Genomic DNA, 23768 nt, shown 5'->3' with positions numbered 1-23768 from the left:
GGGCGCCGCATGTGCCATGTGCTGATGAAACGGCTGCGTCGTGCGCTGGCCGGGTTGGCGGCGCTGGCCGCCTGTGGTGGCCTGCTGGCCCTGACGTCGGGGCCCGTCCCTGGTACCGGTGCCGGTGCCGTGCTCACCGTGGCCGTTGCCGACCGCGAGGCCTACAGCCGCATCGTCTGGGCGGCCGTGCCGCCCGAGGCCCAGGCCAGCGTGGCCCAGGGCCGTGGCCTGGTGCGCCAGACCTGGGTCGTCTCGCCTTCGCTGGACCCGGGCATCGCCGGTCTGGGGCCCACCTACAACCGGCCGGCCTGCACCGCCTGTCACGCCCGCAACGGCGGCGGCGCCCCCCCGGACAGCCCGGCCGAGCCGATGCGTTCGCTGCTGGTGCGGCTGTCGGTCCCCGGCCAGGACACCCACGGCGGCCCCCGGCCCGAGCCCCGCTATGGCGACCAGCTCAACGAACAGGGCGTGCCCGGCGTGCCGGGCGAGGGCGAGGCCGTGCTGCGCTGGGCCCCGGTGCCGGTGACGCTGGCCGACGGCACGCCCATCACCCTGCGCCGCCCCAGCCTGGCCTTTGAGCACCTGGCCTTCGGGCCGATGGCGCCGGATGTGCTCACTTCCCTGCGCGTGGCGCCGCCCATGTTCGGTCTGGGCCTGCTCGAAGCCGTGCCCGAGGCCGACATCCTCGCCCTGGCCGAAGCCCAACGCCGGGCCGGCCAGGGCGTGGCCGGCCAGCCCAACCGGGTGTGGGATGCGGTGGCCGGCCGCATGGTGCTGGGCCGCTTCGGCTGGAAGGCCAACCAGCCCAGCGTGCGCCAGCAGGTGGCCGGCGCGCTGGCGGGCGACATGGGCATCACCACCCCGGTCTTCCCCATGCCCAACTGCCCGCCGGCGCAGACCGCCTGCGCCGCCTGGGCGGCCGACCGCCACCCTGAGCTGTCCGACAGCGGTCTGGACGCGATGACCCTGTACCTGCAGGCCCTGGGCGTGCCGGCCCGGCGTGAGGCCGATGTGCCGAAGGTGCGCCGGGGCGAGGCCCTGTTCGCCCAGGCCGGCTGCACGGCCTGCCACCAGCCCGTGCTGCACACCGGCCGCTTCGAGGCGCTGCCGGCGCTGTCGGGCCAGGCCATCCAGCCCTACACCGACCTGCTGCTCCACGACCTGGGCCCCGAGCTGGCGGATGGCCGACCGGACTTCCAGGCCACCGGCCGGCAGTGGCGCACGTCGCCCTTGTGGGGCCTGGGCCTGCGCGCGGTGGTGGACGAGCGGGTGGGCCTGCTGCACGACGGCCGCGCGCGCGATCCACTGGAGGCGGTGCTCTGGCACGGCGGCGAGGCCGCGCCGGCCCGCGAGGCGGTGCGCGCGCTCAATGCGGCCGACCGCGCCGCGCTGCTGGCCTTCCTGGCTTCGCTCTAGGCGGGGGGCTGCAGCCGGCTTAGCATGCCGCCATGGCCACCGATGTCGATTTCCTCCAGTTCGTGCTGGACCAGCTGGCGGGCACGCCGGGCATCACCCACCGCAAGATGTTCGGCGAGTACGCGCTCTACCGGCACGGCAAGGTGGTGGCCTTTCTGTGCGACAACCAGTGCTTCCTCAAGCCCACCGAGGCCGGCCGCGCCCTGCTGGACCCGGTGGTGGACGGCTTTCCCTACCCCGGGGCCAAGCCGCACTTCCTGCTGAGCGACGAGCTGGAGGACCGGCAGCGCCTGGCCCAGCTGATCTGCGCCACGGCCGACGCGCTGCCCGAACCGAAGCCCCGGCCCGCCCGCCAGCCGCGCGCCGCCACGGGGCAACGCCCCAAGCCGGCGCGCTGACCCGGCCCGCGGCCGCGGCGCCCGCACTGCCGCAGTGCCTTTTCAGCCGCCGGGCGGCCCGCGGGCCATGGCCCGGTTCCTGCTAGATTCCGGTCAAGAGTAGAAGCGTTCAGTCGCGCAGCCGTCCTCCCCGGAGGCGGCGGCCGGCGGGTCATTGCTCTTGGAGCGGCAGGGTCCTTCGGGCCCCGGCCAAACACTTCAAGAGGCCACCTGCCGGTGGACGCGACCCCCTGTCCCCATTCCCGGGGGCGGTGGACGTGCCGATCGGCACCGTGCCTCCCATCACGGCCCGCACCCCGGGCCCAGGAGCACCGAGATGAACGATCGAGTCAACAACGACACCCTGGACGAACTGAAGCTGGAAGCCCGCATGGGCGGCACCGGCAGCCTGCAGGCGCGCGAGGTGCGCCGCATCGATGTGAGCGACTTCGAGGCCCGCCGCGCCGAGATCACCGAGCAGCTCTGGTCGGCCGCGGTGGAGGTGGGCTTCTTCCAGCTGGTGAACCACGGCATCGACGTGGCCCGCGTGCGCCAGATGTTCGCCGATTCGGCCCGCTTTTTCGCCCTGCCGCAGGACGTGAAAGCCCGGTACCCGATGGCCAAGGGCACCAACGCCGGCTGGGAATACCGCGCCCAGGTGCGGCCGTCCACCGGCACGCCGGACCAGAAGGAGAGCTACCAGATCACCCGCCCGCGCATGGCCCAGCTCTGGCCCAGCGAGGCCGAGCTGCCGGGCTTCCAGGCCGCGGCGCTGGACTTCGAGCAGCGCTGCTGGACGCTGGCCATGCAGGTGCTGTCCTGCTTTGCCGACAAGCTGGGCTTCGCGCGCGACTTCTTCGCCCGTGCCCATGCCTACGATGCGCCCGACTACCAGAGCACCCTGCGCCTGCTGCACTACTTCGCGGTGCCCGAAGGCGAGGCCCTGCCCGAGGGCGTGTGGCGCGGTGGCGCCCACACCGACTTCAACTGCCTGACGCTGCTGTTCCAGCGCAGCGGCCAGGGTGGCCTGCAGGTGCTGCCGGGCAAGGAGGCCGAGGGCCAGGCCTGGACCGAGGTGGAGCCCGCCGACGAGGTCATCACCTGCAACATCGGCGACATGCTGATGCGCTGGAGCGACGACCGCCTGCCCTCCAACTTCCACCGCGTGCGCAACCCGCGCCCGGACGAATACCAGGGCGCGCGCTACAGCATCGCCTACTTCGCCCAGGCCAACCAGGGCGTGGTGGTCGACGGGCCGCAGCACCGGCACGCGCCCATCACCGCGGGCGAATTCCTGACCCAGCGGGTGATGGCCAACTACGGCAAGTACTGAGCAGCCGGCGCGCCGGGTGGGGGAGGGCCTGTGCGGGCCCTCAGCCCACCTGGAACACGTTGACCGTGCGCGAGAGGTTGGCGGCCTGGCTGGACATCTCCTGCGCCACCGAGGCCGTCTCCTCCACCAGCGCGGTGTTCTGCTGGGTGGCGTGCTCGATCTCGGTCATGAAGCCGTTGACCATCAGGATGCCCTCGCTCTGCGAGGTGGTGACCTGGGTGATGTCCTCGATCATGCCGTGGATGCGGTCCACGCTGGCCACGATCTCGTCCATGGCCTGGCGGGCGTGGCCCACCAGCGTGCTGCCGGTCTCGGCCTTGGCCACGCTGGTGTCGATCAGGGTCTTGATCTCCTTGGCGGCCTCGCCGCTGCGCTTGGCCAGGCTGCGCACCTCGGCGGCCACCACCGCGAAGCCGCGGCCCTGCTCACCCGCGCGGGCGGCCTCCACCGCGGCATTGAGCGCCAGGATGTTGGTCTGAAAGGCGATGCCATCGATCACGCCGGTGATCTCGCTGATCTTGCGGGCCGACTGGTTGATCTCCTCCATCGTCACCACCACCTGCGACACCACCTCGCCGCCGCGGGCGGCCACGCCGGTGACCTCGGTGGCGTACTCGCGCGCATGGTGGGCCGATTCGCTGCTCTGCTGCACCGTGGAGGCGATCTGGCTCACGCTGGCGGCGGCCTGCTGCAGGCTGGCCGAGGTTTTCTCGGTGCGCTGGCTCAGGTCCATGTTGCCGGTGGCGATCTCTTGGCTGGTGGAGGAGATCTGCCGGGCCACCGACTGCACCCCGCCGACCAGGCCCGCGACCTTGTCCAGGAAGCTGTTGAACACCGCGGTGACCTCGTGCAACTCGGCCTGGGCGGGCGGCAGCCGGCGCGACAAGTTGCCGTTCTCGGCATTGAGCTCATGCACCGCCTGCTGCATGCGGTCCAGCGGCTGCAGGATGGCCCGCACCGTCACGGCACCCAGGCCCAGTAGCAGGCCCAGGCTGGCGGCGATCACGCCCCAGGTCAGGTGCTGGCCCTGGGCCAGCTGGGCCTCGGTCTCGGTGCGCAGGCTGCCGGCCGTGGCTTCGATGGCATCGCCCGCCGCACCCATCGAGGTCTCCAGCGCGGCAAAGGCCTTGGCGAAGGCCGCTTGCGCGGGCGCCTGATCCGGTTGCGCCAGCGCCGTGCGGGCTGCGGCCAGGTAGCGCTCCGCGTCGGCCCGGGCCGTGTCCAGCGCCGTCAGCGCGGTCGGGGGCAGGGCGTCGATCCGGGCGGCCGCCAGGCTCTTCTGCAACGTGGCCATGTGGCGTTCGCCATCGGCCCGCGCCTCCTTCAGTGCGTCGGCCTCGCCCTTGCCCTGGGCGTCCGAAGCCCCCATCACGTCCGCCCGGATGGCGTCGTGCATCATGTCCGCGACCATCGCGTCGCGCACCGCATCGGCCGTCTGCTGCAGGGCCAGCGTGGCGTGCCGGGCCTGCTCCGCATTGCGGTGGGCCAGGGTGGCCACGCTCAGGGTGGCCATCACGGCCAGCGCCACCAGGGTGTACAGCCGGTGGCGGATGCTCATCTCGCGCAGAATCGTCATGTTCGTCGTCCCTCCATGCGGCCGCCAAGCCGCCACCTGGCGGGTGGGGGGACCACGGACCTCAGGGAAGTCTGAGGCAGGCGTCATCCTCTCAGCCTCTGGAAAAGCGCCTGCGCGCCGGTCAGTTGTGTCGCTCGGGTTGATGGAATTCACGGTGCCCCAACGGGAATCCAGGAGCACGCATGCCTCTTTCGTTCAGCGGCCACTGCCTGTGCGGCGCGGTGGGCTTCCGTGCCCAGGGTCCCAGCCTGTGGATGGCGCATTGCCATTGCCAGCGCTGCCAGCGCGCGCATGGCGCGGCCTTTGTCACGTGGGTGGGCTGGACGACGGCGCAGGTGACTTGGCAGGATCCGCAGCAGGCCCTGCACTGGTACCTGGCGGAGGCCACCGGTGCCGAGCGCGGCTTCTGCCGCCACTGCGGCAGCCCCATGGCCTTCCGCTCACCGCGCTACCCGGGTGAGCTGCACCTGGCCCGCGCCCTGTTCGACGGCCCGCTGGACCGCCCCCCCGAATCCCACGCCTTCCACGCCAGCCATGTGGACTGGGTGCATGTGGCGGAGGAGCTGCCGGTGGATGAGGATCCGCCGGAGGCGAGTTGACGGGGCGTCAGTGTGGCGATTACTTCGCAGGCCAGATCACAGGGCGTGCGTACTGCCGCAGTGCTTCGATGAATGCGTCCCGACAGTCCGGGACGCTGCCATAGACATCGTGTCGCGCCAAATAGAGGGCGTCGTCCAGCTCATCAAACGCGTAGCACGCGTCCTCGGTCATGGCGCAATGGCGGCATACGCGCAGCGCTGTTTGAATGCAGCGCGCCAGATCCTCTGTGGAGGCAATGTCTGCTTCCAGCAGCAAGGCCAAAAGTCCGGGTCCCGCGGACGGGAAGCCGGCACCTTCGGTCAGATCGCGGAGTGCACAGATCAGCGCCGGAGTGGTTCGGTTCAGCGCCATGTCGATGAAGGCTGACGCGGGCTGATCTTCCTTTGCAATCACGGCTTCGGCCCATTGACGCGCATGCTCGGGTGTCAGCAGCCCTGTTTCGATCCCCTTGCAAAAGAAGTCGGCCAGTTCGGCATCGGTCATGGCTTCGATGGCAAGGGCCGCGCCTGCCCGATGGCGAAGCTGGCCTTGATGATCTTGCCAGCCTGAACCTCGTAGATGCAGATCATCTCGACGACGGCCAGGCCGTCGGGGAAGGTGCGCGTCACCAGTTCATGGTCGACCACGATGTTCTCCATCGTGGTCCGGTGCACCAGCCGGGCATGCAGATGGGGATCGCGGAAGCGCTCCTCCATGCGTTGGCGGATGGCCTCGCGGCCCTTGGCCAGCGAGCCCATGTGCAGCATGAACTGCTCGGCATCTTCGCTGTAGGTGTCGAGCCAGGCCTCCAGGTTCCGGGCGTTGTAGGCGTCGAGCTGGGCCTGGACCACCTGCTCGGAGGCGATGGAGAAGGGCGATGGTGGATAGGTCTTCACGGCTGGCTGGCCCTGTGTCTGTGGGGTGTCAGGACCTCGGCGCTGCCGGGGCCTGGCAGCCGGCGGACTGACCCAGGCCCTTGAGGTAGGCGCGCCGGACGGTGCCGGCGACGATGGCCGACGCGACCTCGCGGGCATGGCGCTCGGCGCCGGTGAGCTTACGCACCCAGCCCCGGAAGGGGATGACACCTTCGGTTGTGTTGCGCACTGCGCTGATGGCCGCGTCGCCGGCGGCCCCGGTGCCTTGCTCGAGCAGGCTGGGGTCGTCTTCGCTGCGGGGGGCGTCCAGGTCGGCGCCCAGCACCGCGTCCAGGGCCTGGACGTCGGCGGCCAGGGCTGGGCAGGACCGGTCGGCCGGCAGCGCGTAAGGCGCCTTCTGGGCCGCCTGCAGCAGTGCCGGGATCTTGTCCTTGACCAGGTTCAGGTCGCTCAAGGGGGCGACGGCGGCCTGGGTCAGCCGGGTGTCCGCCCCGGGCTCCGCGGGGGTGGCGGGGGCCGGGCCCGACGAAGCCGGGTGGCTGGGCGTCGATGCGCAGGCCGCGACCAGGGCCGTGAGGGCGAACAGGGGCAGGACTTTCAGGGCGGACATGGGTGGGATCGGGGGGTAGCGACGGATTTCCCGAGGTTACCCCCGCGGGCCGGGGGGCGGGCTTGCGCCAAGTCGCTCAGAACGTCCGCACCACCGGTTCGTCCTCACCGAGGGTGACGGTGGCGCGCCACAGGCGGCCATCGGCGTCGTAGTCGTAGCGGTGCTGCATCTCGATGTCCCCATAGACGCGCTTGTCGATGGCGACCAACTGGCCGGCACCGTTGTAGCGGGCCTCGAACCAGGTGTTGCGATGGCGCAGGTCGGCTTCGGCCAGTTCCTCGGTCAGCGTCAGTGGCAGGCCGGCGCCCCGGTAGGTGAGGAAGTAGCGCAGCGTGTCGCTCATGGTGCGGGGGCTCTCTCGGTCGGGGGCGTGGCCGGCAGGGCGGCGCGCAGCAGCTGGGCCAGGTGACGGGCCTGGCGGCCGGCGCCGTCGTGGATCTGGTGGCGGCAGCTGGTGCCGTTGGCCAGCAGCCAGGTGTCAGGCGTGGCGGCGCGCACGGCGGGCAGCAGCTCGGCTTCGGCCATGGTCATGGAGATGGCGTGGTGCTCGGCCTCGTAGCCGAAGGCGCCGGCCATGCCGCAGCAGCTGCTGTCGATGAACTGCACCTGCAACCCCGGCACCCCGCCCAGCACCTTGCGCAGCGCCTTCATCGCGCCAAAGGCCTTCTGGTGGCAGTGGCCGTGCACCAGCACCGGCGGGCTGGGTTCGGGCAGGGCCTGCCAGGGCAGTTCGCCAGGCTTGAACTCGCGGGCCAGGTACTCCTCCAGCAGCCAGGCCTGTCGGGCCGTGCGGGCGGCCGCTTCGCCCAGACCCAGGGCCAGGTGTTCGTCGCGCAGGGTCAGCAGGCAGGAGGGCTCCAGGCCGATGATGGGCAGGCCGCGCTCGACATAGGGCGCCAGCGCGCGCTGCAGCCGGGTGGCCGCGGCCCGGGCGGTGGCCACGTCGCCCACGGCCAGGGCGCTGCGGCCGCAGCACAGGGGCTCTTCGCCAGCGGGCGGGTGCAGCACGTGCACGCGGCAGCCGATGGCCTGCAGCACCTCCAGCGCAGCCTGGGCGGTGGTCGGGTCCAACTGGTTGTGGAAGGTGTCCACCAGCAGCACCACCTCGCGCGGGCCGGTGCCGACGGGGCCGGTGGGCGCGCCGTCCAGAAAGGCCTGCGCGGCCGGGCGGGGCAGGCTGCGGTCGGCGGCCAGGCCCAGCCGGGCCTGCACCTGGCGCGCCAGCCAGGGCCAGCGCTCACGCAGGGTCATCAGCGGGTTCAGCAGCGCGCGCCAGCGGCGCAGCCGCGGCAGCCACTGGGGCAGCTGGGCGATCAGGCGCTCGCGCAGCGGGCGGGGCGTGCTGGCCCAGCGCTGGGCCAGGGCCTCGGTGCGCAGCAGGGCCATGTCCACGCCGTTGGGGCATTCGCGCTTGCAGCCCTTGCAGGCCACGCACAGGTCCAGGGCCTCGTGCAGGCGCGGGTCCTCGAAGGGGCGCTCGCCCAGCTCGCCGTCCAACGCGGCGCGCAGCATGGCCGCGCGGTGCTGGGTGCTGTGGGTGCCGTCCTGCGTGGCCCGGAAGCTGGGGCACATCACACCCTTGGCGTCGGCGCGCTGGCAGGTGCGGCTGCCGATGCACACCGCCGCGGCCTTGCCGAAGCCCGCGCCGTGGGCCGGCAAGTGGGCATAGGCATCGCCGGCGCCGTAGGCGTCGTAGGCCGTCCAGTCCAGTTGGAGCGAGGGTTCCTGCATGGCGGGCGGGCTCGGTGGCGGTGTCAGGCCGGCGTGTCCAGCACGGCCTTGAGGTTGACCGTGACGTTGTTCTTGATGGCGGCCTGGAAGGGGCAGATGCCCTGGGCGCGCTGCACCAGGTCGTCGGCGGTGGGCTGGTCCAGCGGGCCGGCCAGGTAGACCACCATCGACAGGGCCATGCGGTAGCCGCCCTCGAAGTCCTGGAACTGCGAGAGCTTGGATTCCACATAGCAGCCCTTGACCGGCAGCCTGCCCTGGCGGGCGATGTGGCGCACCGAGTGATCCAGCGCGGCGGCCAGCGCGCCGCCCACCAGCATCTCGGGGTTGGGGCCGGGGGTGGCGTCGGGGGCGCCGCCCATCTCGGGGGGCACGCTCAGCTTGAGCTTGAAAGCGCCGTCGTCGCTCTGCATCTGGCCGCCGCGGCCGCCCTGGCTGAGCATGGTGGTGGCATAGACAAGGTCCATGGTGTGCTCCGTTCAGACGGTCTTGCCCTTGAGCAGGCGGGCCCGCTCGCTGGGCGAGTAGTGGTTGAACAGCCCCTGGGCGTCGGCCGCGCGGCGGTTGGACAGGCGGATGGCCTCGATCTTGCCGGCCGGGGCGATGCGCGAGACGGTCTTCTCCAGCGTGGTGCTGCCGCAGTGCGGGCAGGTGGGGGTGGTGCTGGCGCGCACCAGCAGCTCGAAGTCCGACCCGCATTGCGGGCAGTGGTAGTCGAAAAGCGGCATGGCTCAGGCTCCTGCAACAGGGGTGGATGGGACGCGCTGCGCGGCGGGCGCGGCACAGTGTTCGAGCGGCGAGGCGCAGCCCTCCAGGCTGGCGCGGGCGGTGCTGGCGGGCGTCAGGCCCACCCAGGCATCGACCTCGGCGGTGTCGAAGCCGACGCAGCGGCTGTCGTTGTCCAGGCGCTGCATCAGCGGGCGGCGGATCAGCAGCGGCTCGGCCAGCAGCAGGGCCAGGGCGGCGTCGGCGCCCAGGGCCTCGGGCTGCACCTCGCCGTTCTTCACGCGCGGGGCGGCCCGGTTGAACCACTGGGCCACCGGCAGTGGGGCGAGAAAGGCCAGCAGGCGCTCGCGGGTCCAGGGCTCGGCCAGCAGGCTGCGCACCTGCAGGGTGTGGCCGGCGGCCAGCAGGGCGGCCTTCTGGCGGGCGTTGCCGCCGCAGCCGGGCTTTTCAAAGAAGAGCAGGGCGGTCATGCGGGTCTCCTTCAGGCGGCCTGCCGGGTGGCGTGGCGCAGCAGGCGCAGGCACTCGAGGGTGGCGGCCATGTCCAGGGCGCTGAAATCGTCCTGGGTGCGCTGGTGCGGGTCGGCGCCCAGGGCCAGCAGGGTGGCCACCACCTCGGCCTTGCCGGCCGAGGCGGCGTACATCAGCGCGGTGGCGCCGGTCAGGTTGGCGTGGTCCAGCGGCACGCCGCGGGCGGCCAGCGCGCGGATCAGCCCGGGCTCGCCGTTCACGCAGGCCAGCCACAGGGCGTTGTTGCCGTCGCCGTTGGTGGCGTCCAGCGGCACGTCCAGGGCCAGCAGCTCGTCCAGCACATGGTGGGCACCGCGCCAGGCGGCGTGCATCAGCGGGGTGTTGCCGTGCGGCCCGGGCGCGGCGGGGTCGCTCGGGTCGAAGCCCTGAGTCGTGAGCCAGGCGGCCAGGCCCACGGGCACCGGGCGGGTGGCGGTCGGGGTGGGTGCCGTGGTCGGCGCCGGCGGAAAGACGGCCTGCAGCGGCTGCGGGCCGTACAGCCGGCCCCCGCCATCCACGGCGCTCCAGCCGCCGATCAGGTCGGCCACCTCGGTGAAGCCGAAGTCGGCGAACATGCCGGCCCAGGTCTGGCTGGCGTTGCCGTGGTAGCAGTAGATGAAGACCGGCCGGCTCTTGCGCTCGCGCATCAGCAGGGCTTCGTGGTTGCGGCCGTCCAGCCGCGTGCAGCCGGCGAGGTGGCTCATGGCGTGATGCCGAGCCTCCCGAGCGTCCAGCAGCAGGGCGTCGGGCCGGGCCTCCAGCCAGGCACCGGCCTGGGCCGCCGTCAGGCGGTGAAAAGATCGCTCGTTCATTCGGGGCTCCTGGAGGCGTCGGCCAGGCGCTCGGGCCAGGCCGGCAGGTGGGCGTAGGGCGCGGTGGTGGCGATGCGGCTGTCCGTCAGCGCCCGGCCGATGGTGAAGTGGTAGACCGATTGCAGGGCGGCCTGTGGCGCGGCGGTGGGCGTCAGGCCGATGAGCTGGTGCAGGGCATCGTCGAAAAAGCAGCCGATGCCCGTGCCGGCCAGGCCCAGGGACTCGGCCTGCAGATAGAGCGCCTGGCCCAGCAGGCCGGCTTCCATCAGGCGCTCGCGGTAGGCCCAGGGCGTGGGCAGGGGCTGGAACTCGGCCAGCAGGGCCAGGCCCAGGATGGCGTCCGAGCCCAGGGCCTGGTGGCAGTTCAGGGTGCGCAGCGTGCCGGCCAGGGCGGGGTTGCGGGCCAGGCGCCACAGTGGCACATCGGCCGGCGCCTCGGCCACCGGGGCCCAGTCCATCGAGACCGGCAGCTGGCGGCGCAGCAGTGTGGCCCCGGCTTCGCTGCGCGGCAGCAGGTAGGCGCCCGGCTCCAGGCCGTCCACCCGGTGGGCGAACAGCAGCACATGCACATGGTCGGCCCCCGGCAGGGCGGCAAAGGGCAGGCGCCCGGGCAGCAGGGCCCGCAGCAGGGGCCACAGCGCCGGCAGGTCCAGCCGGGCCTGGGCGTCGAAGCGCTGGGCGCTGCGGCGCCGGCGGATCAGGCTGGCGGCCGGCTCGGGTGCGGCCTGCGGCGAGGGGGTGGTGGCTGGCGGCAGGGGGCCCTCGGCAGTGGCCGCGCCCGCCGTGGGCCGGGTGGCCGCCAGGGTCTGGTCGATCACCGGCCAGCGGTACATCGGGTGCGCGTCCAGCCGGTTGGCCTGGCCCTGCCACAGCGGCTGGGTCAGCCAGTCGCCCGGCAGGGGGGCAGCGGGGGTGTCGGGTGGCCGCAGCTCGAACAGCAGCTCGGGCTCCTCGCGCTCGGCGCCGCCGGGGAAGTCCATGTCGCGGTCCAGACCCAGCCAGGCGGCCAGATCCGCCGCGGCCACCGGGCGGGGCTGCAGCTGCCAGCCCTGCAGCGCGGCGGCATAGGCCAGGGCACCGGTGGCGTGGCCGGCGTCCAGCAGGCAGTAGCGCAGGGCGCGCTCGCCGTACTTCCAGGCCTCGCGCCAGGCGATGCTGCTCAGGGCGATGAAGACCCGCGCCTGCGACTGTGTTGGCGCGGGCGCCGGGCCGGCCGGCAGCGCGGCGCGCAGCTCCAGCGCGTGTTCGTGCGGGGCGTAGTGGTGCACGCCATCGGCCAGGCCGGGCACGCCCTGGCACAGCAGCCAGCCTTCGGTGGGGTGCAGGTTGCCGCTGGAGGGGTTGATGCGCACCGACCAGCGGTCCGGCCCGGCCTGCTTCCAGGCGGCCAGGGCCAGGCTCAGCTCGAACAGCGCGCCCAGGCTGGCCAGGCCGAAGGGTTGGGCCGCCACGGCGCCGGGCCGGTGCAGCGCGTCCCAGGGCGTGGCCGGGTCCTGGGCGAGCAGGGGCAGGGCCTGCAGCGGGGCCCCGCGGTAGCGGCGGAAGGGGTCGGGCTGGGCGTCCCAGTCCAGGGTCTCGGGGCCGTTGGCATAGCGCTCCAGCCGGTGCTTGCTGCGCTCGTGGTAGGCCGCGGTTAGCGCCGTGCGCTGCACGCGCAGGGCTTCGTCGGCTGAGACGATGTCAGGCATGGGGGACCTCCGCCACGCGCTGGGACAGGGCCAGCAGGCCGCTGGTCTGGTCGGTGATGGCCTGGACGGTGACGGGCTGCAGGCGCTGCAGCCAGCGCGGCGGCAGGCCGCTGGCGCCGCAGCGGGCCCCGGCCAGCATGCCGACCAGGGCGCCGGTGGTGTCGGCGTCGTCGCCCTGGTTCACGGTGGCCACCAGCGCGTCCTCGAAGAAGGGGTGTTGGGTCAGATGGTGCAGCACGGTCTGCACCGTGTCCACCACATAGGCGGTGGCGCGGCCGGGGTAGGGCGTGAAGCGGAAGGCCGGCTGGGCCTGCACCCAGGCCGCCGCCCAGCGGGCCGGCAGGGCCGGGTCCTCGCTGTGCAGCAGGGCGCGCAGCAGCTGGCCCAGGCCCAGCGTGGCGGCGTCGGACAGCGGGTGGTGGTGGGTGATGCGGGCCTGGGCCAGCGAGACCTGCTCGAACAGCGCGTCGTCGCCCAGCGTTGCCAGGGCGGCGGGCAGGTTGCGCATCAGCGCGCCGTTGCCGCCATCGCCCTCGTTGGGCGGGCCGGCCAGCGTGCCCTCGTTCACATAGCGCAGGATGCCGCGGCGGCAGGTGTGGCCGCAGTCCACCGGCTTGCCACGCCACCAGCGCACATAGGCCTGGGCGATGCCCTCGGTGAGGGCGGTGTCGCCCGCGGCCAGGCCGCGCAGCGCGCCTTCGCTTCCCAGCAGCAGGGCGTCGCCCAGGGCCAGGCTCATGGTGGTGTCGTCGGTCACCTGGCCGCGGGCCAGGCGCAGCCAGCCGCCGCCCACGATGTCGCGGTGCACACCGTACTGGGCCTGGATCTCGCGCGGACGCATGAACTCGACGGTGGCGCCCAGGGCGTCGCCGATGGCCAGGCCCAGGTAGGCGCCCAGGGCCTTGTCGTAGAGCCGGGCGAAGCGGCTGTCGGTATCAGACATGGACGATCTCCACCTCGACATCGCCGCCCAGGGCCAGCACCTCCTGTTCGCCCTGCAGCACCTGGCCCGGCAGCAGGCCGGGAAAGACCAGCAGCTTGCAGGCCGGCAGGGCGGTGCGAAAGACCGTGTCGCCGAAGCAGCCGGCCTCCGTCGCATCCAGGCTGAAGGAGACCAGGTTGTTCAGGCGCAGCGTGCCCGGGCGGCGCAGCGGGCCGGGGCCCACGCGCTGCTCTTCGCTCAGCAGGGTGCCGCGCCAGAGCGTGATGTGGCGCGCGCCGGGCGCGCTGTGCCCCGGGATGCCGAAGCGCGCCAGGGCCCATTGGCAGAACTCGTACAGCAGGTCGAGCTGCTGGTGGATGTTGTTGTTGTGGTAGCGGCTGGCGGCCTTCTCTTCCAGGTAGCGCACCCAGGCCGGGGAGGGAAAGCGGCCCAGCGGCGCGCGGTGAAAGCGCGGCACCAGGCCGAAGCGGCTTTCCACCCAGCCCTTGAGCACGGCGCCGGCCGGGCCGTTGGCGTCCATGCCCCAGCCCTGCAGCAGCTTGCGCCAGCTGCTGCGCCAGCGCCGCTGTTCGGCCGGGCCCAGGCGGGCCAGCTCGGCCGGGTCGGGCTTGCGCAGGCCGAAGGCGGTGCCCAGGTAGTGGTCGAACATCTCGCGCGCCTCGTTCAGGCTGTCGGCGCGGGCCAGCAGCGCGAAGAGGCCCGGGTGGGCCTCCCGCGTGCCGGCGATGTGCAGGGCCTGCGGATGCGCATGGAAGGCGACGCTGGCCAGCACCGGGGCGGGCACGCCGACCAGGTTGGTGCTGTACCAGCGGTGCGGCTGTTCATCGTCCACCTCGGCCATGCCTGCCCTGCGGGGACATCAGACCGGACGGTTCTCGTACAGGTTGCGCACCGGGCCCATCAGCGCCAGGCCTTCCTCGTAGGTGATCTTCGGGAAGCTGTCGTTGAACTGCAGGGCCTTGTCGGCCACCGCGTCGGTCTTGCCGGCGGTGTCGAGCTTCTTGAGGTCGCCCTTGTTGATGTAGAGCAGCTGCAGCAGCTCGTTGTAGACGGTGGATTCGTCGATCGGCAGGATGTAGAAGGTCGCACCGCCGTACTCGCACTGGTATTTCTTCGAGATGTCGATGTTGTCGACGAAGAGGAAGTACTTGCCGGTGGGTGACAAGGTGTCGCCCAGCACCTCGGCCAGCATCTTCAGGTACTCGAAGCTCAGCAGGAAGCCGGTCAGGAAGGGGATGGTGCTCTCGCCGGCCTGGGCCACGGCGATGACCTGGTCGGAGGACGTCTCCGGCGGGCGGGCCTCGTCGGCCTTCTTGACCTGGAACTTCAGGGCGATGTCACCGCGGAAGCCGAAGCGGCCGGGCTTGTGGGTCGCGGCCTTGAGCACGCTGTTGAGCAGGCGGCCTTCTGACTCGAGGCGGGCGAGGGCGGTTTCCTGGATGGTGGTCATGTCGAACTCCGGGTGGGGGGTGGAACGGTTGCGGCAGGGGAAACAGACACTCCGGCGGCGGCCGCCGACGCATGCGTGGCCGGGGTGGCATGGGGGGCGACTTCCATCGGACGGCCGGGGTGCGGGCGCGTGGCGCCGCCGTCCTCGGTGTTGCGGATGAAGTCGGCGATCTTCCAGAAGGCGGCGTCCAGCTCGGCGCGCAGACCTTCGTCGTCAATGCATTCGGCCAGAGCCTGGCGCATGCAAGCCATCCAGGCGTCGCGCGCGGCGCTGTCGATGGCAAAGGGTTGGTGGCGCCGGCGCAGCATGGGGCTGCCCCGCTGGCCGCTGTAGTCCTTGGGGCCACCCATCCATTCGCACAGGTACTGCACCAGCACGGCCTTGGTATGGCTCAGGTCGGGCGCATGCATCGCGCGGATGGTGGCGGCATCGGGCCGGCTGTCCATCGCGCGGTAGAAGGCGTCGACCAGACGCACCACGGCCGCACGGCCGCCCACACGCGCCCAGTGCGGGTTGGCGGGAGGAGCCGGTCGAACGGGGAGGGCGGGCGTGTTCATGGCCCTGAAGACTGCAAACCCCGTACCACCTGCGCCACCCAGGTTCCAAGGACGTGCGCAGCGGCCGGGTCCGGCATTCGCAAACCCCTGTGTTTCCCTGGGAGAACACCCGCGCCCGGCGCGTTGGCCCGCACGCGCGAGGGCCGCCGTCGGGCCTGCGTCACAGGCCCGACAGGCTCACGTCGCGAACCTGTCTTTGTCGGGTTTCGAACATTCCCTGTCGCGCTGGCTTGTTCGCGGTCAAGACAGCGTTTTCCCAGGAAAAACAAGCACTTGGCGATGCGGCGCAAACATGGCACGGCCGTTGCAATGACGAGGCTGCGCGGCACCCGTGTACGTCCCGACGAGGCTTCAGAAGAAGACCATAGAGGCACCCAAGGCTGCAACGAGATCGCGACAAAAGCATGAGCCCTCAACCTCGGTTTCGCTAGATCACTTACTTGGAGATCGCAATGGCTGCACTTCGTCAAATCGCCTTCTACGGCAAGGGTGGGATCGGCAAGTCCACCACCTCGCAGAACACCCTGGCCGCTCTGGCCGAAATGGGTCAGAAGATCCTCATCGTCGGCTGTGACCCCAAGGCCGACTCGACCCGCCTGATCCTGCACGCCAAGGCCCAGGACACCATCCTGTCGCTGGCTGCTGAAGCGGGCTCGGTGGAGGACCTGGAGCTCGAAGACGTCATGAAGGTCGGATACCGCGACATCCGTTGCGTGGAATCCGGCGGCCCGGAACCCGGCGTCGGCTGCGCCGGCCGCGGCGTGATCACCTCGATCAACTTCCTGGAAGAAAACGGCGCCTACGACGGTGTGGACTATGTGTCCTACGACGTGCTGGGTGACGTGGTGTGCGGCGGCTTCGCCATGCCCATCCGCGAAAACAAGGCGCAGGAAATCTACATCGTGATGTCCGGCGAGATGATGGCCATGTACGCGGCCAACAACATCTCCAAGGGCATTCTGAAGTACGCCAACAGCGGTGGCGTGCGCCTGGGCGGCCTGGTCTGCAACGAGCGCCAGACCGACAAGGAACTGGAACTGGCCGAGTCCCTGGCCAAGATGCTGGGCAGCCGCCTGATCCACTTCGTGCCGCGCGACAACATCGTGCAGCACGCCGAGCTGCGCCGCATGACCGTGCTGGAGTACGCCCCGGACAGCAAGCAAGCCGGTGAGTACCGCACCCTGGCCAACAAGGTGCACGCCAACGCCGGCAACGGCACCATCCCCACCCCCATCACCATGGACCAGCTGGAAGACCTGCTGATGGAGCACGGGATCATGAAGTCCATCGACGAGTCGCAAGTCGGCAAGACCGCCGCCGATCTGGCCGCCTGATCACGGCCCCGGCCCGCACCGGGCGGCGGCGTCCACCGCCGCCCGGTGCCCCAAACCCCTGCGCTGGAACCTGACGGAGCATCCACCATGAGCATCACTGTTGAAGACCGCAAGGCCGAGAACAAGGCCCTGATCGACGAAGTCCTGAAGGCCTATCCCGAAAAGATGGCCAAGCGTCGCGCCAAGCACCTGGGCACCTACGAAGAAGGCAAGCCCGACTGCGGCGTGAAGTCCAACATCAAGTCGCTGCCGGGTGTGATGACCATCCGCGGCTGCGCCTACGCCGGCTCCAAGGGCGTGGTGTGGGGTCCGATCAAGGACATGATCCACATCTCCCACGGCCCGGTGGGCTGCGGCCAGTACAGCTGGGCCGCCCGCCGCAACTACTACATCGGCGTGACCGGTGTGGACACCTTCGTGACGATGCAGTTCACCTCCGACTTCCAGGAGAAGGACATCGTCTTCGGCGGTGACAAGAAGCTCGACAAGATCATCGACGAGATCCAGGACCTGTTCCCGCTGAACAAGGGCATCTCGATCCAGTCGGAATGCCCGATCGGCCTGATCGGCGACGACATCGAAGCCGTCTCGAAGAGGAAGTCCAAGGAATACGAAGGCAAGACCATCGTGCCGGTGCGCTGCGAAGGCTTCCGTGGCGTGTCCCAATCGCTGGGCCACCACATTGCCAACGACGCGATCCGCGACTGGGTCTTCGACAAGACCGATCCGAACAAGCGTCCGGACTTCGTCTCGACCCCCTACGACGTGGCCATCATCGGCGACTACAACATCGGTGGCGACGCCTGGTCCAGCCGCATCCTGCTCGAAGAGATGGGTCTGCGCGTGATCGCCCAGTGGTCTGGCGACGGCACCATCGCCGAGCTGGAGAACACCCCCAAGGCCAAGCTCAACGTGCTGCACTGCTACCGCTCGATGAACTACATCAGCCGGCACATGGAAGAGAAGTACGGCATTCCCTGGGTGGAATACAACTTCTTCGGCCCGAGCATGATCGAGAAGAGCCTGCGCGAGATCGCCAGCCACTTCGACGACACCATCAAGGCCAACGCCGAAGCGGTCATCGCCAAGTACAAGCCGATGGTCGAGGCGGTGATCGCCAAGTACAAGCCGCGCCTGCAGGGCAAGAAGGTCATGCTGTATGTGGGCGGCCTGCGTCCGCGTCACGTGATCGGCGCCTACGAGGACCTGGGCATGGAAGTGGTCGGCACGGGCTACGAATTCGCCCACAACGACGACTACCAGCGCACCACCCACTACATCAAGGACGGCACGCTGATCTATGACGACGTGACCGGCTACGAGTTCGAGAAGTTCGTCGAGAAGGTCCAGCCGGACCTGGTCGGCTCGGGCATCAAGGAGAAGTACGTCTTCCAGAAGATGGGCGTGCCCTTCCGTCAGATGCACAGCTGGGACTACTCCGGCCCGTACCACGGCTACGACGGCTTCGCCATCTTCGCCCGCGACATGGACATGGCCATCTCCAGCCCGATCTGGGGTCTGTCCAAGTCGCCCTTCAAGAAGAAGGCGGCCTGAAGCCCGGCTCGTCCCCTGCCCATCCAACCTGAATCGTCTGGAGCGCCACCATGCCTCAAAACGCCGACAAGGTCATTGACCACGAAATGCTGTTCCGCGAGCCGGAATACCAGGAGCTGTTCAAGAACAAGAAGGAGAACTTCGAGTTCAACCACAGCGACACCAAAGTCCAGGAGATCCGCGACTGGACCAAGTCCCGCGAGTACATGGAGAAGAACTTCGCCCGCGACTCCCTGGTCGTGAACCCGGCGAAGGCTTGCCAGCCCCTGGGCGCGGTCTACGTGGCCAATGGCTTCCACAAGACCCTGTCCTTCGTGCACGGCTCGCAAGGCTGCGTGGCGTACTACCGTTCGCACTTCAGCCGCCACTTCAAGGAGCCGACCAGCTGCGTGTCTTCGTCCATGACGGAAGACGCAGCCGTGTTCGGCGGCCTGAACAACATGATCGACGGCCTGGCCAACACCTACAACCTGTACAAGCCGGACATGATCGCCGTCTCGACGACGTGCATGGCCGAGGTGATCGGTGACGACCTGAACGCCTTCATCAAGACCTCGAAGGAGAAGGGCAGCATCCCGGCCGAATTCGACGTGCCGTACGCCCACACCCCGGCCTTCGTCGGCAGCCACATCACCGGCTACGACAACGCGCTGCTGGGCGTGCTCCAACACTTCTGGGACGGCAAGTCGGGCACCACCGCGCCGCTGACCCGCGTGCCCGATGCGTCGATCAACTTCATCGGTGGCTTCGACGGCTTCGTCGTGGGCAACATGCGCGAAATCAAGCGCATCTTCGATCTGTTCGGTGCCAGCTACAACATCATCTGCGACCCGTCCGAGGTGTGGGACACCCCCACCGATGGCGAGTTCCGGATGTACGAGGGCGGCACGACCAAGGACACCGTCGAGAAGGCCCTGCACGCCAAGGCCACCATCGTGTTCCAGGAGTACTGCTCCGAGAAGACGATCAAGTACCTGAAGGAAAAGGGCCAGGAAGTTGTCGTGCTGAACTGCCCGGTGGGCGTGGCCGGCACCGACCGCTTCATCCAGGCCATTGCCGACCTGACCGGCAAGGACGTGCCCGAGCAGCTGATCAAGGAACGCGGCCGCTTGGTGGACGCGATGGCCGACAGCCAGGCCCACCTGCACGGCAAGCGCTTCGCGATGTACGGCGACCCGGACCAGCTGCTGGGCCTGACCGAGTTCATCCTGGAACTGGGCGCCGAGCCAGCCCATGTGCTGTCCACCAACGGCACCGAGGACTGGGCCGGCAAGGTCCAGAAGCTGTTCGACGCCTCGCCCTACGGTGCCGGCTGCAAGGCCTACCCGAAGCGCGACCTGTGGCACATGCGCAGCCTGATGAACGTGGAGCCGGTGGACTTCCTGATCGGCAACACCTACGGCAAGTACCTGGAACGTGACACCAGCACCCCGCTGATCCGCATGGTGTTCCCGATCTTCGACCGTCACCACTACCACCGCTTCCCCACCTGGGGTTACGAGGGTGCCCTGCGCACGCTGGTGATGTTCCTGGACGAGTACTTCGAAACCCTGGATGCCAACACCATCATCCCGGGCAAGACGGACTACAGCTACGACATCATCCGCTGATGTCCCCCACCGGCCCGCGGCCTGCCGCGGGCCGGTCCCGTTTTCCTGCTTCCCTCCAAGGAGCCCGCGATGTCCGAACGAGTTTGGGTCAAGACCACGCTGGACGGCCGTCCGGTCGAGGTGATCAACGGCTGGATCTGCCTGGCTGGCCAGCCCGAGACCGACGAGATCGTCGTCCTGGAGGAGCATCCCAACCGGCAGGCCATCCTCCAGGCCGTGCCCAATGCCACCCACATGGCCGGCCGCCTGCCGCTGACGCTGGCCGAGGCCTCGGTGGCCCAGGCGGCGCTGCGGCGCCACCATGACTCCTTCGACGGCACGCCGCTGGCGGTGTCCGAGCGGCTGCGCCAGGCGGTCTGGAAGAAGGCCTGCGCCGAAGGCGTGGAATAAGGGGAGGCCGGCCATGATCTTCGTGGTCGAACAACCCGAGTCCGCACCGGCGAACTGCTGGTTCGCTTATGACGCCGACGACTTTCTGCGCAAGGTCTGCGCCCAGGATCCGCTGGAGCCCTGGGCCGTGCACGATGTCATCACCGCCCGCGAGCTGCTGGACCTGAGCGACCGCACGCCCGAGAGCGCCGATGCCCGCAGCGCCTGCCCCGCCGTCTGCGCCCTGGCCGACACCCACGGCTGGGACACCCCGCTGTACCGGGCCGACCACCTGCTGGGGCTGGGCCAGCTGCGGCCCGAACCGGTGACGCCGCTGGACGCCGGCCTGGCCGCGCTGCAGGCCCGCGGCGGTCAGTGGCGGGTCTATGGCCACGAGGACGTGGCCCTGGCGGCGGTGGATGCCCCCGACGCCCTGTTCGATGCGCCCGGGGGCTGGCGCGCCCGCTGGGCCCTGCGCGAGCAATTGATCGCGGTCGAAGTGCTGGCCGACGACTACTGACGCTCTTCAGGGCTCAGGTTTTCAGCTGGCGGGCCGATAGGACGGAGAATCCCGCGAATCTGTCGGGAGGTGCGTGCGTTCGCATATGGCGGACGCCGGTTCCCCTTCCATCGTTTCCCGCATGCTCCGAGGTCTCCTGCTGTTCCTGTGCCTCGCGCTGTCTGGTCTGACGGCGCGGGCGGAGCCGTTCGGGCGCTGGAACAGCTGGGACGACCGCCTGTTCCAGCGCATTGCCAACACCAATGGCGAGCCCAACGACCTGGGCGTGATGACCATGGCCCAGGACACCACCGGCTTCCTGTGGGTGGGCACGCAGCAGGGGCTGGTGCGCTGGGATGGTTACCGCCTGCGCACCTATTCCGCCGATCTGAACGACCCGCATGGCCTGCCCGATGGTTACATCCAGTCGCTGTGGGTCGGGCCGGACGGCACGCTCTGGGTGGGCACGGCCTCCCATGGCCTGGTGCGTTACCGGGCCGCGACCGATGACTTCCAACCCGTGGGCGGCGGGCCGGATGGCCTGCGCCATGTGGGCGTGAATGCACTGGCCGGGGCCCCAGGCCGACAGCTCTGGGTCGGCACCGAGGCGGGCCTGGACCGTCTGGATCCGGTCAGCGGCCGCGCCCAGCCGGTGAGCCTGGGCGGCACGGTGAAGATCGGACAGGTCAACGCCATCCTGACCGACCGCGCCGGTCGGCTCTGGGTGGGCACGGCGCAGGGCCTGTTCCGGGGCAGTGCCGAGGGCGCCGACCTCCAGGCCGTCAGCCTGCCCGGCGTCCCGGCAGGCGACCGACGGGTCAGCCGCCTGCTCGAGGACAGCCGGGGCCGCCTCTGGGTGGCGGTGGACCACCACGGCTTGCAGGTGCTGGACCCCGTCGCCGACACGGTCCAGCAGGTGGACGGCGCCGAACTGCGAGGCCAGGGCCTGCGCGCCGAGAACATCCGCGACATGGTCGACCCCGGCCACGGCCAGATCTGGGTCGGCACCCAGGCCAAGGGCCTGCTGCTGGTGGACGAGGCCACGCTGGCCACCCGCAGCATCCACCGCAACGTCGGCAGCCCCTACGGCCTGGACAGTGACGGCATCTGGTCGCTCTTCAAGGACCGCTCCGATGTGCTGTGGGTGGGCACGGCCCGCAGCCTGCTGCGCCACAACCTGCAGACCAGTTTCGTCCACACCATCCTCGGTGGCGATGGCCCCCGGGACACGCTGCGCAGCGAGGACGTTCCCTCCGTCAACCAGATGCCCGACGGGCGCCTGTGGCTGGGCGTGGGCACCGAGGGGGTCGACATCGTGGACCCGGCGCGCGGTGTGGTCGGGCGCATCCGGGCCGATCCTTCGCGCCCCCGCACCGCCTTGCCCAATGAGTGGGTCACGTCGGTGCTGCCCTTGCCCGCAGGACGGGCCCTGATGGGCACCCGCAAGGGCCTGTACACGGCCACCCTGGACGGCCGGCAGGTGCGCCGCCTGGAGGTGCCCGGGCGCCGTGCCACCGAGGACGCGCAGTACCTGGTGGCGGGCTGGACCGGCTACTGGGTCGGCGGCGGCGACGGCATGTGGCGGCTGACGCTGCCACCCCGGGGGCCGGCGCGTGCGGACACGCCCGAGGCCCAGCCGCCGCTGAGTGATCGCCGGGTGCGCGCCCTGACCCGAGGTTCGACCCATCACCTCTGGGTCGGCACCTCCAACGGCATCAACCTGCTCAATGAGGTGACGCGGGAGGTGAGTCACCTCGGGACCCGCGCGCCGGCCCTGAATCCGGCGCTGGCCAGTGCCAATGTGATGGCCCTGCTGGTGGACCGGCGGGGCTGGCTGTGGGTGGCCACCGGAGGGACCGGGCTGTTCGTCATCGAAGACCCGGAGGGGCTGGCGCCGCGCGTGCGGCATCTGGGCACCGCCCAGGGCCTGCCCAAGGACTTCGTCAACCAGGTGCTGCAGGACGATGGCGGCCAGATCTGGGCCAGCACCGACCAGGGCATCGTCCAGATCGACCCGGCCACGCTGGGCGTGCGCAGCTACGGCGCCAAGGACGGTGTGTCGCTGGCCCTGTACTGGGGCGGCTCCGGCGGGCGCACCGCGCAGGGCGAGATGATCTTCGGCGGCCTGGGCGGCGTCAGCGTGGTGGTGCCCCAGGTGGTGGGTTGGCGTGCCTTCCAGGCCCCGGTGGTGGCCACCGAGGTGTGGGTGGGGGGCAAGCCCCAGCCCCTGGGGGACTTCAACCAGCCCGGGCATCCCGGGCTGCTGCGCCTGCCGCCGGGGGTGCATGATCTGGCGGTGGAGTTTGCGGCGCTGGACTTCCTGGCGCCGTCGGCCAACCGCTATGCCTACCGGCTCACCGGCTATGACGAGACCTGGGTGAACACCGATGCCAGCCGGCGCCGTGCGGCCTACACCAACCTGCCGCCGGGCGAGTACCGGCTGGAGCTGCGCGCCTCCAACGCCGACGGGCTGTGGACCGAGCCGCCGCTGACCATCCGGGTGGATGTGGAGCCCGCCTGGTACCAGCATGCTGCGGCCCGGGTGGCGATGGGGCTGCTGGCGCTGCTGGCCCTGTGGGGACTGCTGCGGGCCCGCACCCACTGGCTGACCCGTCGGCAGCATGAGCTGGAACAGCTGGTGGCCGAACGCACGGCCGAGCTGCAGCAGCGCACCGCCGAGCTGCAGCGCAGCCAGGCCAAGCTGGCGGAGATGGCCTATTTCGATGCGCTCACCGGCCTGCCCAACCGCCGCATGCTGGCCGAGCACTTCGAGCGTCTGGCCAGCGCCGCACGGCGCGAGGGCCGGGGCGGCTTTGCCCTGCTGCTGCTGGACATGGACCGCTTCAAGCAGATCAACGACAGCCTCGGGCATGCCGCGGGGGACGCGCTGCTGCAGGCCACGGCCGAGCGCCTGCGCCAGGCCGTGCGCGAGGTGGACACCGTGGCCCGCATCGGGGGCGACGAGTTCGCCATCCTGCTCTCCGGGCTGACCGAGCCGCAGGCCATCGAGCCCGTGTGCCGTCGCATCGTCCAGGCCTTCGAGGCCCCGGTCATGTTCCACGGCGAGGCCATGCGCAGCAGCCCGAGCTTTGGCGTGGCCTGTTATCCGACGCAGGGGCGCACGCTCGACGAACTCTCCCGCGAGGCCGACCGGGCCCTGTACGAGGCCAAGGACGCCGGGCGCAACACCTGGCGTTTCGCGTCGGCCGACCCGGGCCACTGA

The 23768-nt window shown here is 70.4% G+C and carries 25 protein-coding genes; 10 read left to right on the top strand and 15 right to left on the bottom strand.

The genetic code is table 11. From position 1 onward, the window contains the following. Positions 1-24: 24 nt before the first annotated feature. The 3 genes from M0L44_RS11410 (at position 25) to M0L44_RS11400 (ending at position 3126) form a co-directional block, all read left to right on the top strand. Complete coding sequence (locus tag M0L44_RS11410; RefSeq protein ID WP_252769833.1) at positions 25-1416, top strand: di-heme oxidoreductase family protein; 1392 nt, start codon at positions 25-27, stop codon at positions 1414-1416. Between the two features lie 32 nt (positions 1417-1448). After that, positions 1449-1814, top strand: coding sequence for a TfoX/Sxy family protein (locus M0L44_RS11405; protein WP_252769832.1), 366 nt, complete (start codon positions 1449-1451; stop codon positions 1812-1814). Positions 1815-2130: 316 nt separating this feature from the next. After that, on the top strand, positions 2131-3126 hold the full coding sequence (locus M0L44_RS11400) for an isopenicillin N synthase family dioxygenase (RefSeq protein ID WP_252769831.1): 996 nt from the start codon (positions 2131-2133) through the stop codon (positions 3124-3126). A 40-nt stretch (positions 3127-3166) separates the two neighbouring features. Here the strand turns inward: M0L44_RS11400 and M0L44_RS11395 are convergent, their stop codons facing one another. Then, on the bottom strand, positions 3167-4702 hold the full coding sequence (locus tag M0L44_RS11395) for a methyl-accepting chemotaxis protein (protein ID WP_252769830.1): 1536 nt from the start codon (positions 4700-4702) through the stop codon (positions 3167-3169). Between the two features lie 182 nt (positions 4703-4884). Here M0L44_RS11395 and M0L44_RS11390 point away from each other — a divergent pair, with 182 nt between their 5' ends. Further along, on the top strand, positions 4885-5301 hold the full coding sequence (locus tag M0L44_RS11390) for a GFA family protein (protein WP_252769829.1): 417 nt from the start codon (positions 4885-4887) through the stop codon (positions 5299-5301). A gap of 19 nt (positions 5302-5320) precedes the next feature. Here M0L44_RS11390 and M0L44_RS11385 read toward each other — a convergent pair whose 3' ends face one another. The 14 genes from M0L44_RS11385 to M0L44_RS11320 all read right to left on the bottom strand — a co-directional run bounded on the left by M0L44_RS11385 (position 5321) and on the right by M0L44_RS11320 (position 15179). Further along, positions 5321-5785, bottom strand: coding sequence for a hypothetical protein (locus M0L44_RS11385; protein WP_252769828.1), 465 nt, complete (start codon positions 5783-5785; stop codon positions 5321-5323). Further along, positions 5782-6177 (bottom strand): nuclear transport factor 2 family protein, encoded by a 396-nt coding sequence (locus tag M0L44_RS11380; RefSeq protein WP_252769827.1) that lies wholly within the window; start codon positions 6175-6177, stop codon positions 5782-5784. Before M0L44_RS11380 ends, M0L44_RS11385 begins: the two co-directional genes overlap by 4 nt. A gap of 28 nt (positions 6178-6205) precedes the next feature. After that, positions 6206-6766, bottom strand: a complete 561-nt coding sequence (locus M0L44_RS11375; protein WP_252769826.1) for a hypothetical protein — start codon at positions 6764-6766, stop codon at positions 6206-6208. A 76-nt stretch (positions 6767-6842) separates the two neighbouring features. Then, complete coding sequence (locus tag M0L44_RS11370; RefSeq protein ID WP_252769825.1) at positions 6843-7109, bottom strand: DUF6156 family protein; 267 nt, start codon at positions 7107-7109, stop codon at positions 6843-6845. Continuing rightward, positions 7106-8497: a (Fe-S)-binding protein gene (locus M0L44_RS11365; protein ID WP_252769824.1), complete on the bottom strand. Its 1392-nt coding sequence runs from the start codon at positions 8495-8497 to the stop codon at positions 7106-7108. The genes M0L44_RS11370 and M0L44_RS11365 overlap by 4 nt, the downstream gene beginning before the upstream one ends. A 23-nt stretch (positions 8498-8520) precedes the next feature. Then, the gene (locus tag M0L44_RS11360) at positions 8521-8961 is read right to left on the bottom strand and encodes an OsmC family protein (protein ID WP_252769823.1); all 441 of its coding nucleotides are present in this window, start codon (positions 8959-8961) and stop codon (positions 8521-8523) included. A gap of 12 nt (positions 8962-8973) precedes the next feature. Next, a complete protein-coding gene (locus tag M0L44_RS11355) occupies positions 8974-9222 on the bottom strand; it encodes an FmdB family zinc ribbon protein (RefSeq protein ID WP_252769822.1) in 249 nt (82 codons plus the stop codon). 3 nt (positions 9223-9225) lie between these two features. After that, positions 9226-9690 carry an ArsC/Spx/MgsR family protein gene (locus M0L44_RS11350; RefSeq protein ID WP_252769821.1) on the bottom strand — a complete coding sequence of 155 codons (465 nt, stop codon included), beginning with the start codon at positions 9688-9690 and terminating at the stop codon, positions 9226-9228. 11 nt (positions 9691-9701) lie between these two features. Beyond that, positions 9702-10541, bottom strand: a complete 840-nt coding sequence (locus M0L44_RS11345) for an ankyrin repeat domain-containing protein (protein WP_252769820.1) — start codon at positions 10539-10541, stop codon at positions 9702-9704. Then, entirely contained in the window at positions 10538-12229 is a 1692-nt protein-coding gene (locus tag M0L44_RS11340; RefSeq protein WP_252769819.1) for a nitroreductase family protein, read from the bottom strand. The genes M0L44_RS11345 and M0L44_RS11340 overlap by 4 nt, the downstream gene beginning before the upstream one ends. After that, positions 12222-13172, bottom strand: a complete 951-nt coding sequence (gene draG, locus M0L44_RS11335; protein ID WP_252769818.1) for an ADP-ribosyl-[dinitrogen reductase] hydrolase — start codon at positions 13170-13172, stop codon at positions 12222-12224. The genes M0L44_RS11340 and draG overlap by 8 nt, the downstream gene beginning before the upstream one ends. Further along, positions 13165-14013, bottom strand: a complete 849-nt coding sequence (locus tag M0L44_RS11330; RefSeq protein ID WP_252769817.1) for an NAD(+)--dinitrogen-reductase ADP-D-ribosyltransferase — start codon at positions 14011-14013, stop codon at positions 13165-13167. Before M0L44_RS11330 ends, draG begins: the two co-directional genes overlap by 8 nt. 18 nt (positions 14014-14031) lie before the next feature. After that, positions 14032-14622, bottom strand: coding sequence for a hypothetical protein (locus tag M0L44_RS11325; RefSeq protein WP_252769816.1), 591 nt, complete (start codon positions 14620-14622; stop codon positions 14032-14034). Further along, complete coding sequence (locus M0L44_RS11320) at positions 14619-15179, bottom strand: group II truncated hemoglobin (protein WP_354004124.1); 561 nt, start codon at positions 15177-15179, stop codon at positions 14619-14621. Before M0L44_RS11320 ends, M0L44_RS11325 begins: the two co-directional genes overlap by 4 nt. Positions 15180-15631: 452 nt before the next feature. On the opposite strand from M0L44_RS11320, the gene nifH reads away from it, so the two are divergent. The 6 genes from nifH to M0L44_RS11290 all read left to right on the top strand — a co-directional run bounded on the left by nifH (position 15632) and on the right by M0L44_RS11290 (position 23768). After that, a complete protein-coding gene (gene nifH / locus M0L44_RS11315) occupies positions 15632-16513 on the top strand; it encodes a nitrogenase iron protein (RefSeq protein ID WP_252769815.1) in 882 nt (293 codons plus the stop codon). A gap of 87 nt (positions 16514-16600) precedes the next feature. Beyond that, complete coding sequence (gene nifD / locus M0L44_RS11310) at positions 16601-18067, top strand: nitrogenase molybdenum-iron protein alpha chain (protein WP_252769814.1); 1467 nt, start codon at positions 16601-16603, stop codon at positions 18065-18067. Between the two features lie 50 nt (positions 18068-18117). Next, entirely contained in the window at positions 18118-19677 is a 1560-nt protein-coding gene (nifK, locus tag M0L44_RS11305; protein WP_252769813.1) for a nitrogenase molybdenum-iron protein subunit beta, read from the top strand. Between the two features lie 69 nt (positions 19678-19746). After that, positions 19747-20067 carry a hypothetical protein gene (locus M0L44_RS11300; protein WP_252769812.1) on the top strand — a complete coding sequence of 107 codons (321 nt, stop codon included), beginning with the start codon at positions 19747-19749 and terminating at the stop codon, positions 20065-20067. A gap of 13 nt (positions 20068-20080) precedes the next feature. Further along, positions 20081-20566, top strand: a complete 486-nt coding sequence (locus M0L44_RS11295; protein WP_252769811.1) for a hypothetical protein — start codon at positions 20081-20083, stop codon at positions 20564-20566. 121 nt (positions 20567-20687) lie between these two features. Beyond that, positions 20688-23768, top strand: a complete 3081-nt coding sequence (locus M0L44_RS11290) for a ligand-binding sensor domain-containing diguanylate cyclase (protein ID WP_252769810.1) — start codon at positions 20688-20690, stop codon at positions 23766-23768.

The sequence above is a fragment of the Ideonella oryzae genome (assembly GCF_024055665.1).
Classification (GTDB): Bacteria; Pseudomonadota; Gammaproteobacteria; order Burkholderiales; family Burkholderiaceae_C; genus Ideonella; species Ideonella oryzae.
The sequence above is the reverse complement of the archived record's forward strand: the minus strand, read 5'-3'. Positions and strand labels throughout refer to the sequence as shown.

Coding starts and splice junctions, on each gene's coding strand:
- M0L44_RS11410 (WP_252769833.1), top strand. CDS start 25: ATGAAACGGCTGCGTCGTGCGCTGGCCGGGTTGGCGGCGCTGGCCGCC.
- M0L44_RS11405 (WP_252769832.1), top strand. CDS start 1,449: ATGGCCACCGATGTCGATTTCCTCCAGTTCGTGCTGGACCAGCTGGCG.
- M0L44_RS11400 (WP_252769831.1), top strand. CDS start 2,131: ATGAACGATCGAGTCAACAACGACACCCTGGACGAACTGAAGCTGGAA.
- M0L44_RS11395 (WP_252769830.1), bottom strand. CDS start 4,702: ATGACGATTCTGCGCGAGATGAGCATCCGCCACCGGCTGTACACCCTG.
- M0L44_RS11390 (WP_252769829.1), top strand. CDS start 4,885: ATGCCTCTTTCGTTCAGCGGCCACTGCCTGTGCGGCGCGGTGGGCTTC.
- M0L44_RS11385 (WP_252769828.1), bottom strand. CDS start 5,785: ATGACCGATGCCGAACTGGCCGACTTCTTTTGCAAGGGGATCGAAACA.
- M0L44_RS11375 (WP_252769826.1), bottom strand. CDS start 6,766: ATGTCCGCCCTGAAAGTCCTGCCCCTGTTCGCCCTCACGGCCCTGGTC.
- M0L44_RS11370 (WP_252769825.1), bottom strand. CDS start 7,109: ATGAGCGACACGCTGCGCTACTTCCTCACCTACCGGGGCGCCGGCCTG.
- M0L44_RS11365 (WP_252769824.1), bottom strand. CDS start 8,497: ATGCAGGAACCCTCGCTCCAACTGGACTGGACGGCCTACGACGCCTAC.
- M0L44_RS11360 (WP_252769823.1), bottom strand. CDS start 8,961: ATGGACCTTGTCTATGCCACCACCATGCTCAGCCAGGGCGGCCGCGGC.
- M0L44_RS11355 (WP_252769822.1), bottom strand. CDS start 9,222: ATGCCGCTTTTCGACTACCACTGCCCGCAATGCGGGTCGGACTTCGAG.
- M0L44_RS11350 (WP_252769821.1), bottom strand. CDS start 9,690: ATGACCGCCCTGCTCTTCTTTGAAAAGCCCGGCTGCGGCGGCAACGCC.
- M0L44_RS11345 (WP_252769820.1), bottom strand. CDS start 10,541: ATGAACGAGCGATCTTTTCACCGCCTGACGGCGGCCCAGGCCGGTGCC.
- M0L44_RS11340 (WP_252769819.1), bottom strand. CDS start 12,229: ATGCCTGACATCGTCTCAGCCGACGAAGCCCTGCGCGTGCAGCGCACG.
- draG (WP_252769818.1), bottom strand. CDS start 13,172: ATGTCTGATACCGACAGCCGCTTCGCCCGGCTCTACGACAAGGCCCTG.
- M0L44_RS11330 (WP_252769817.1), bottom strand. CDS start 14,013: ATGGCCGAGGTGGACGATGAACAGCCGCACCGCTGGTACAGCACCAAC.
- M0L44_RS11325 (WP_252769816.1), bottom strand. CDS start 14,622: ATGACCACCATCCAGGAAACCGCCCTCGCCCGCCTCGAGTCAGAAGGC.
- M0L44_RS11320 (WP_354004124.1), bottom strand. CDS start 15,179: ATGAACACGCCCGCCCTCCCCGTTCGACCGGCTCCTCCCGCCAACCCG.
- nifH (WP_252769815.1), top strand. CDS start 15,632: ATGGCTGCACTTCGTCAAATCGCCTTCTACGGCAAGGGTGGGATCGGC.
- nifD (WP_252769814.1), top strand. CDS start 16,601: ATGAGCATCACTGTTGAAGACCGCAAGGCCGAGAACAAGGCCCTGATC.
- nifK (WP_252769813.1), top strand. CDS start 18,118: ATGCCTCAAAACGCCGACAAGGTCATTGACCACGAAATGCTGTTCCGC.
- M0L44_RS11300 (WP_252769812.1), top strand. CDS start 19,747: ATGTCCGAACGAGTTTGGGTCAAGACCACGCTGGACGGCCGTCCGGTC.
- M0L44_RS11295 (WP_252769811.1), top strand. CDS start 20,081: ATGATCTTCGTGGTCGAACAACCCGAGTCCGCACCGGCGAACTGCTGG.
- M0L44_RS11290 (WP_252769810.1), top strand. CDS start 20,688: ATGCTCCGAGGTCTCCTGCTGTTCCTGTGCCTCGCGCTGTCTGGTCTG.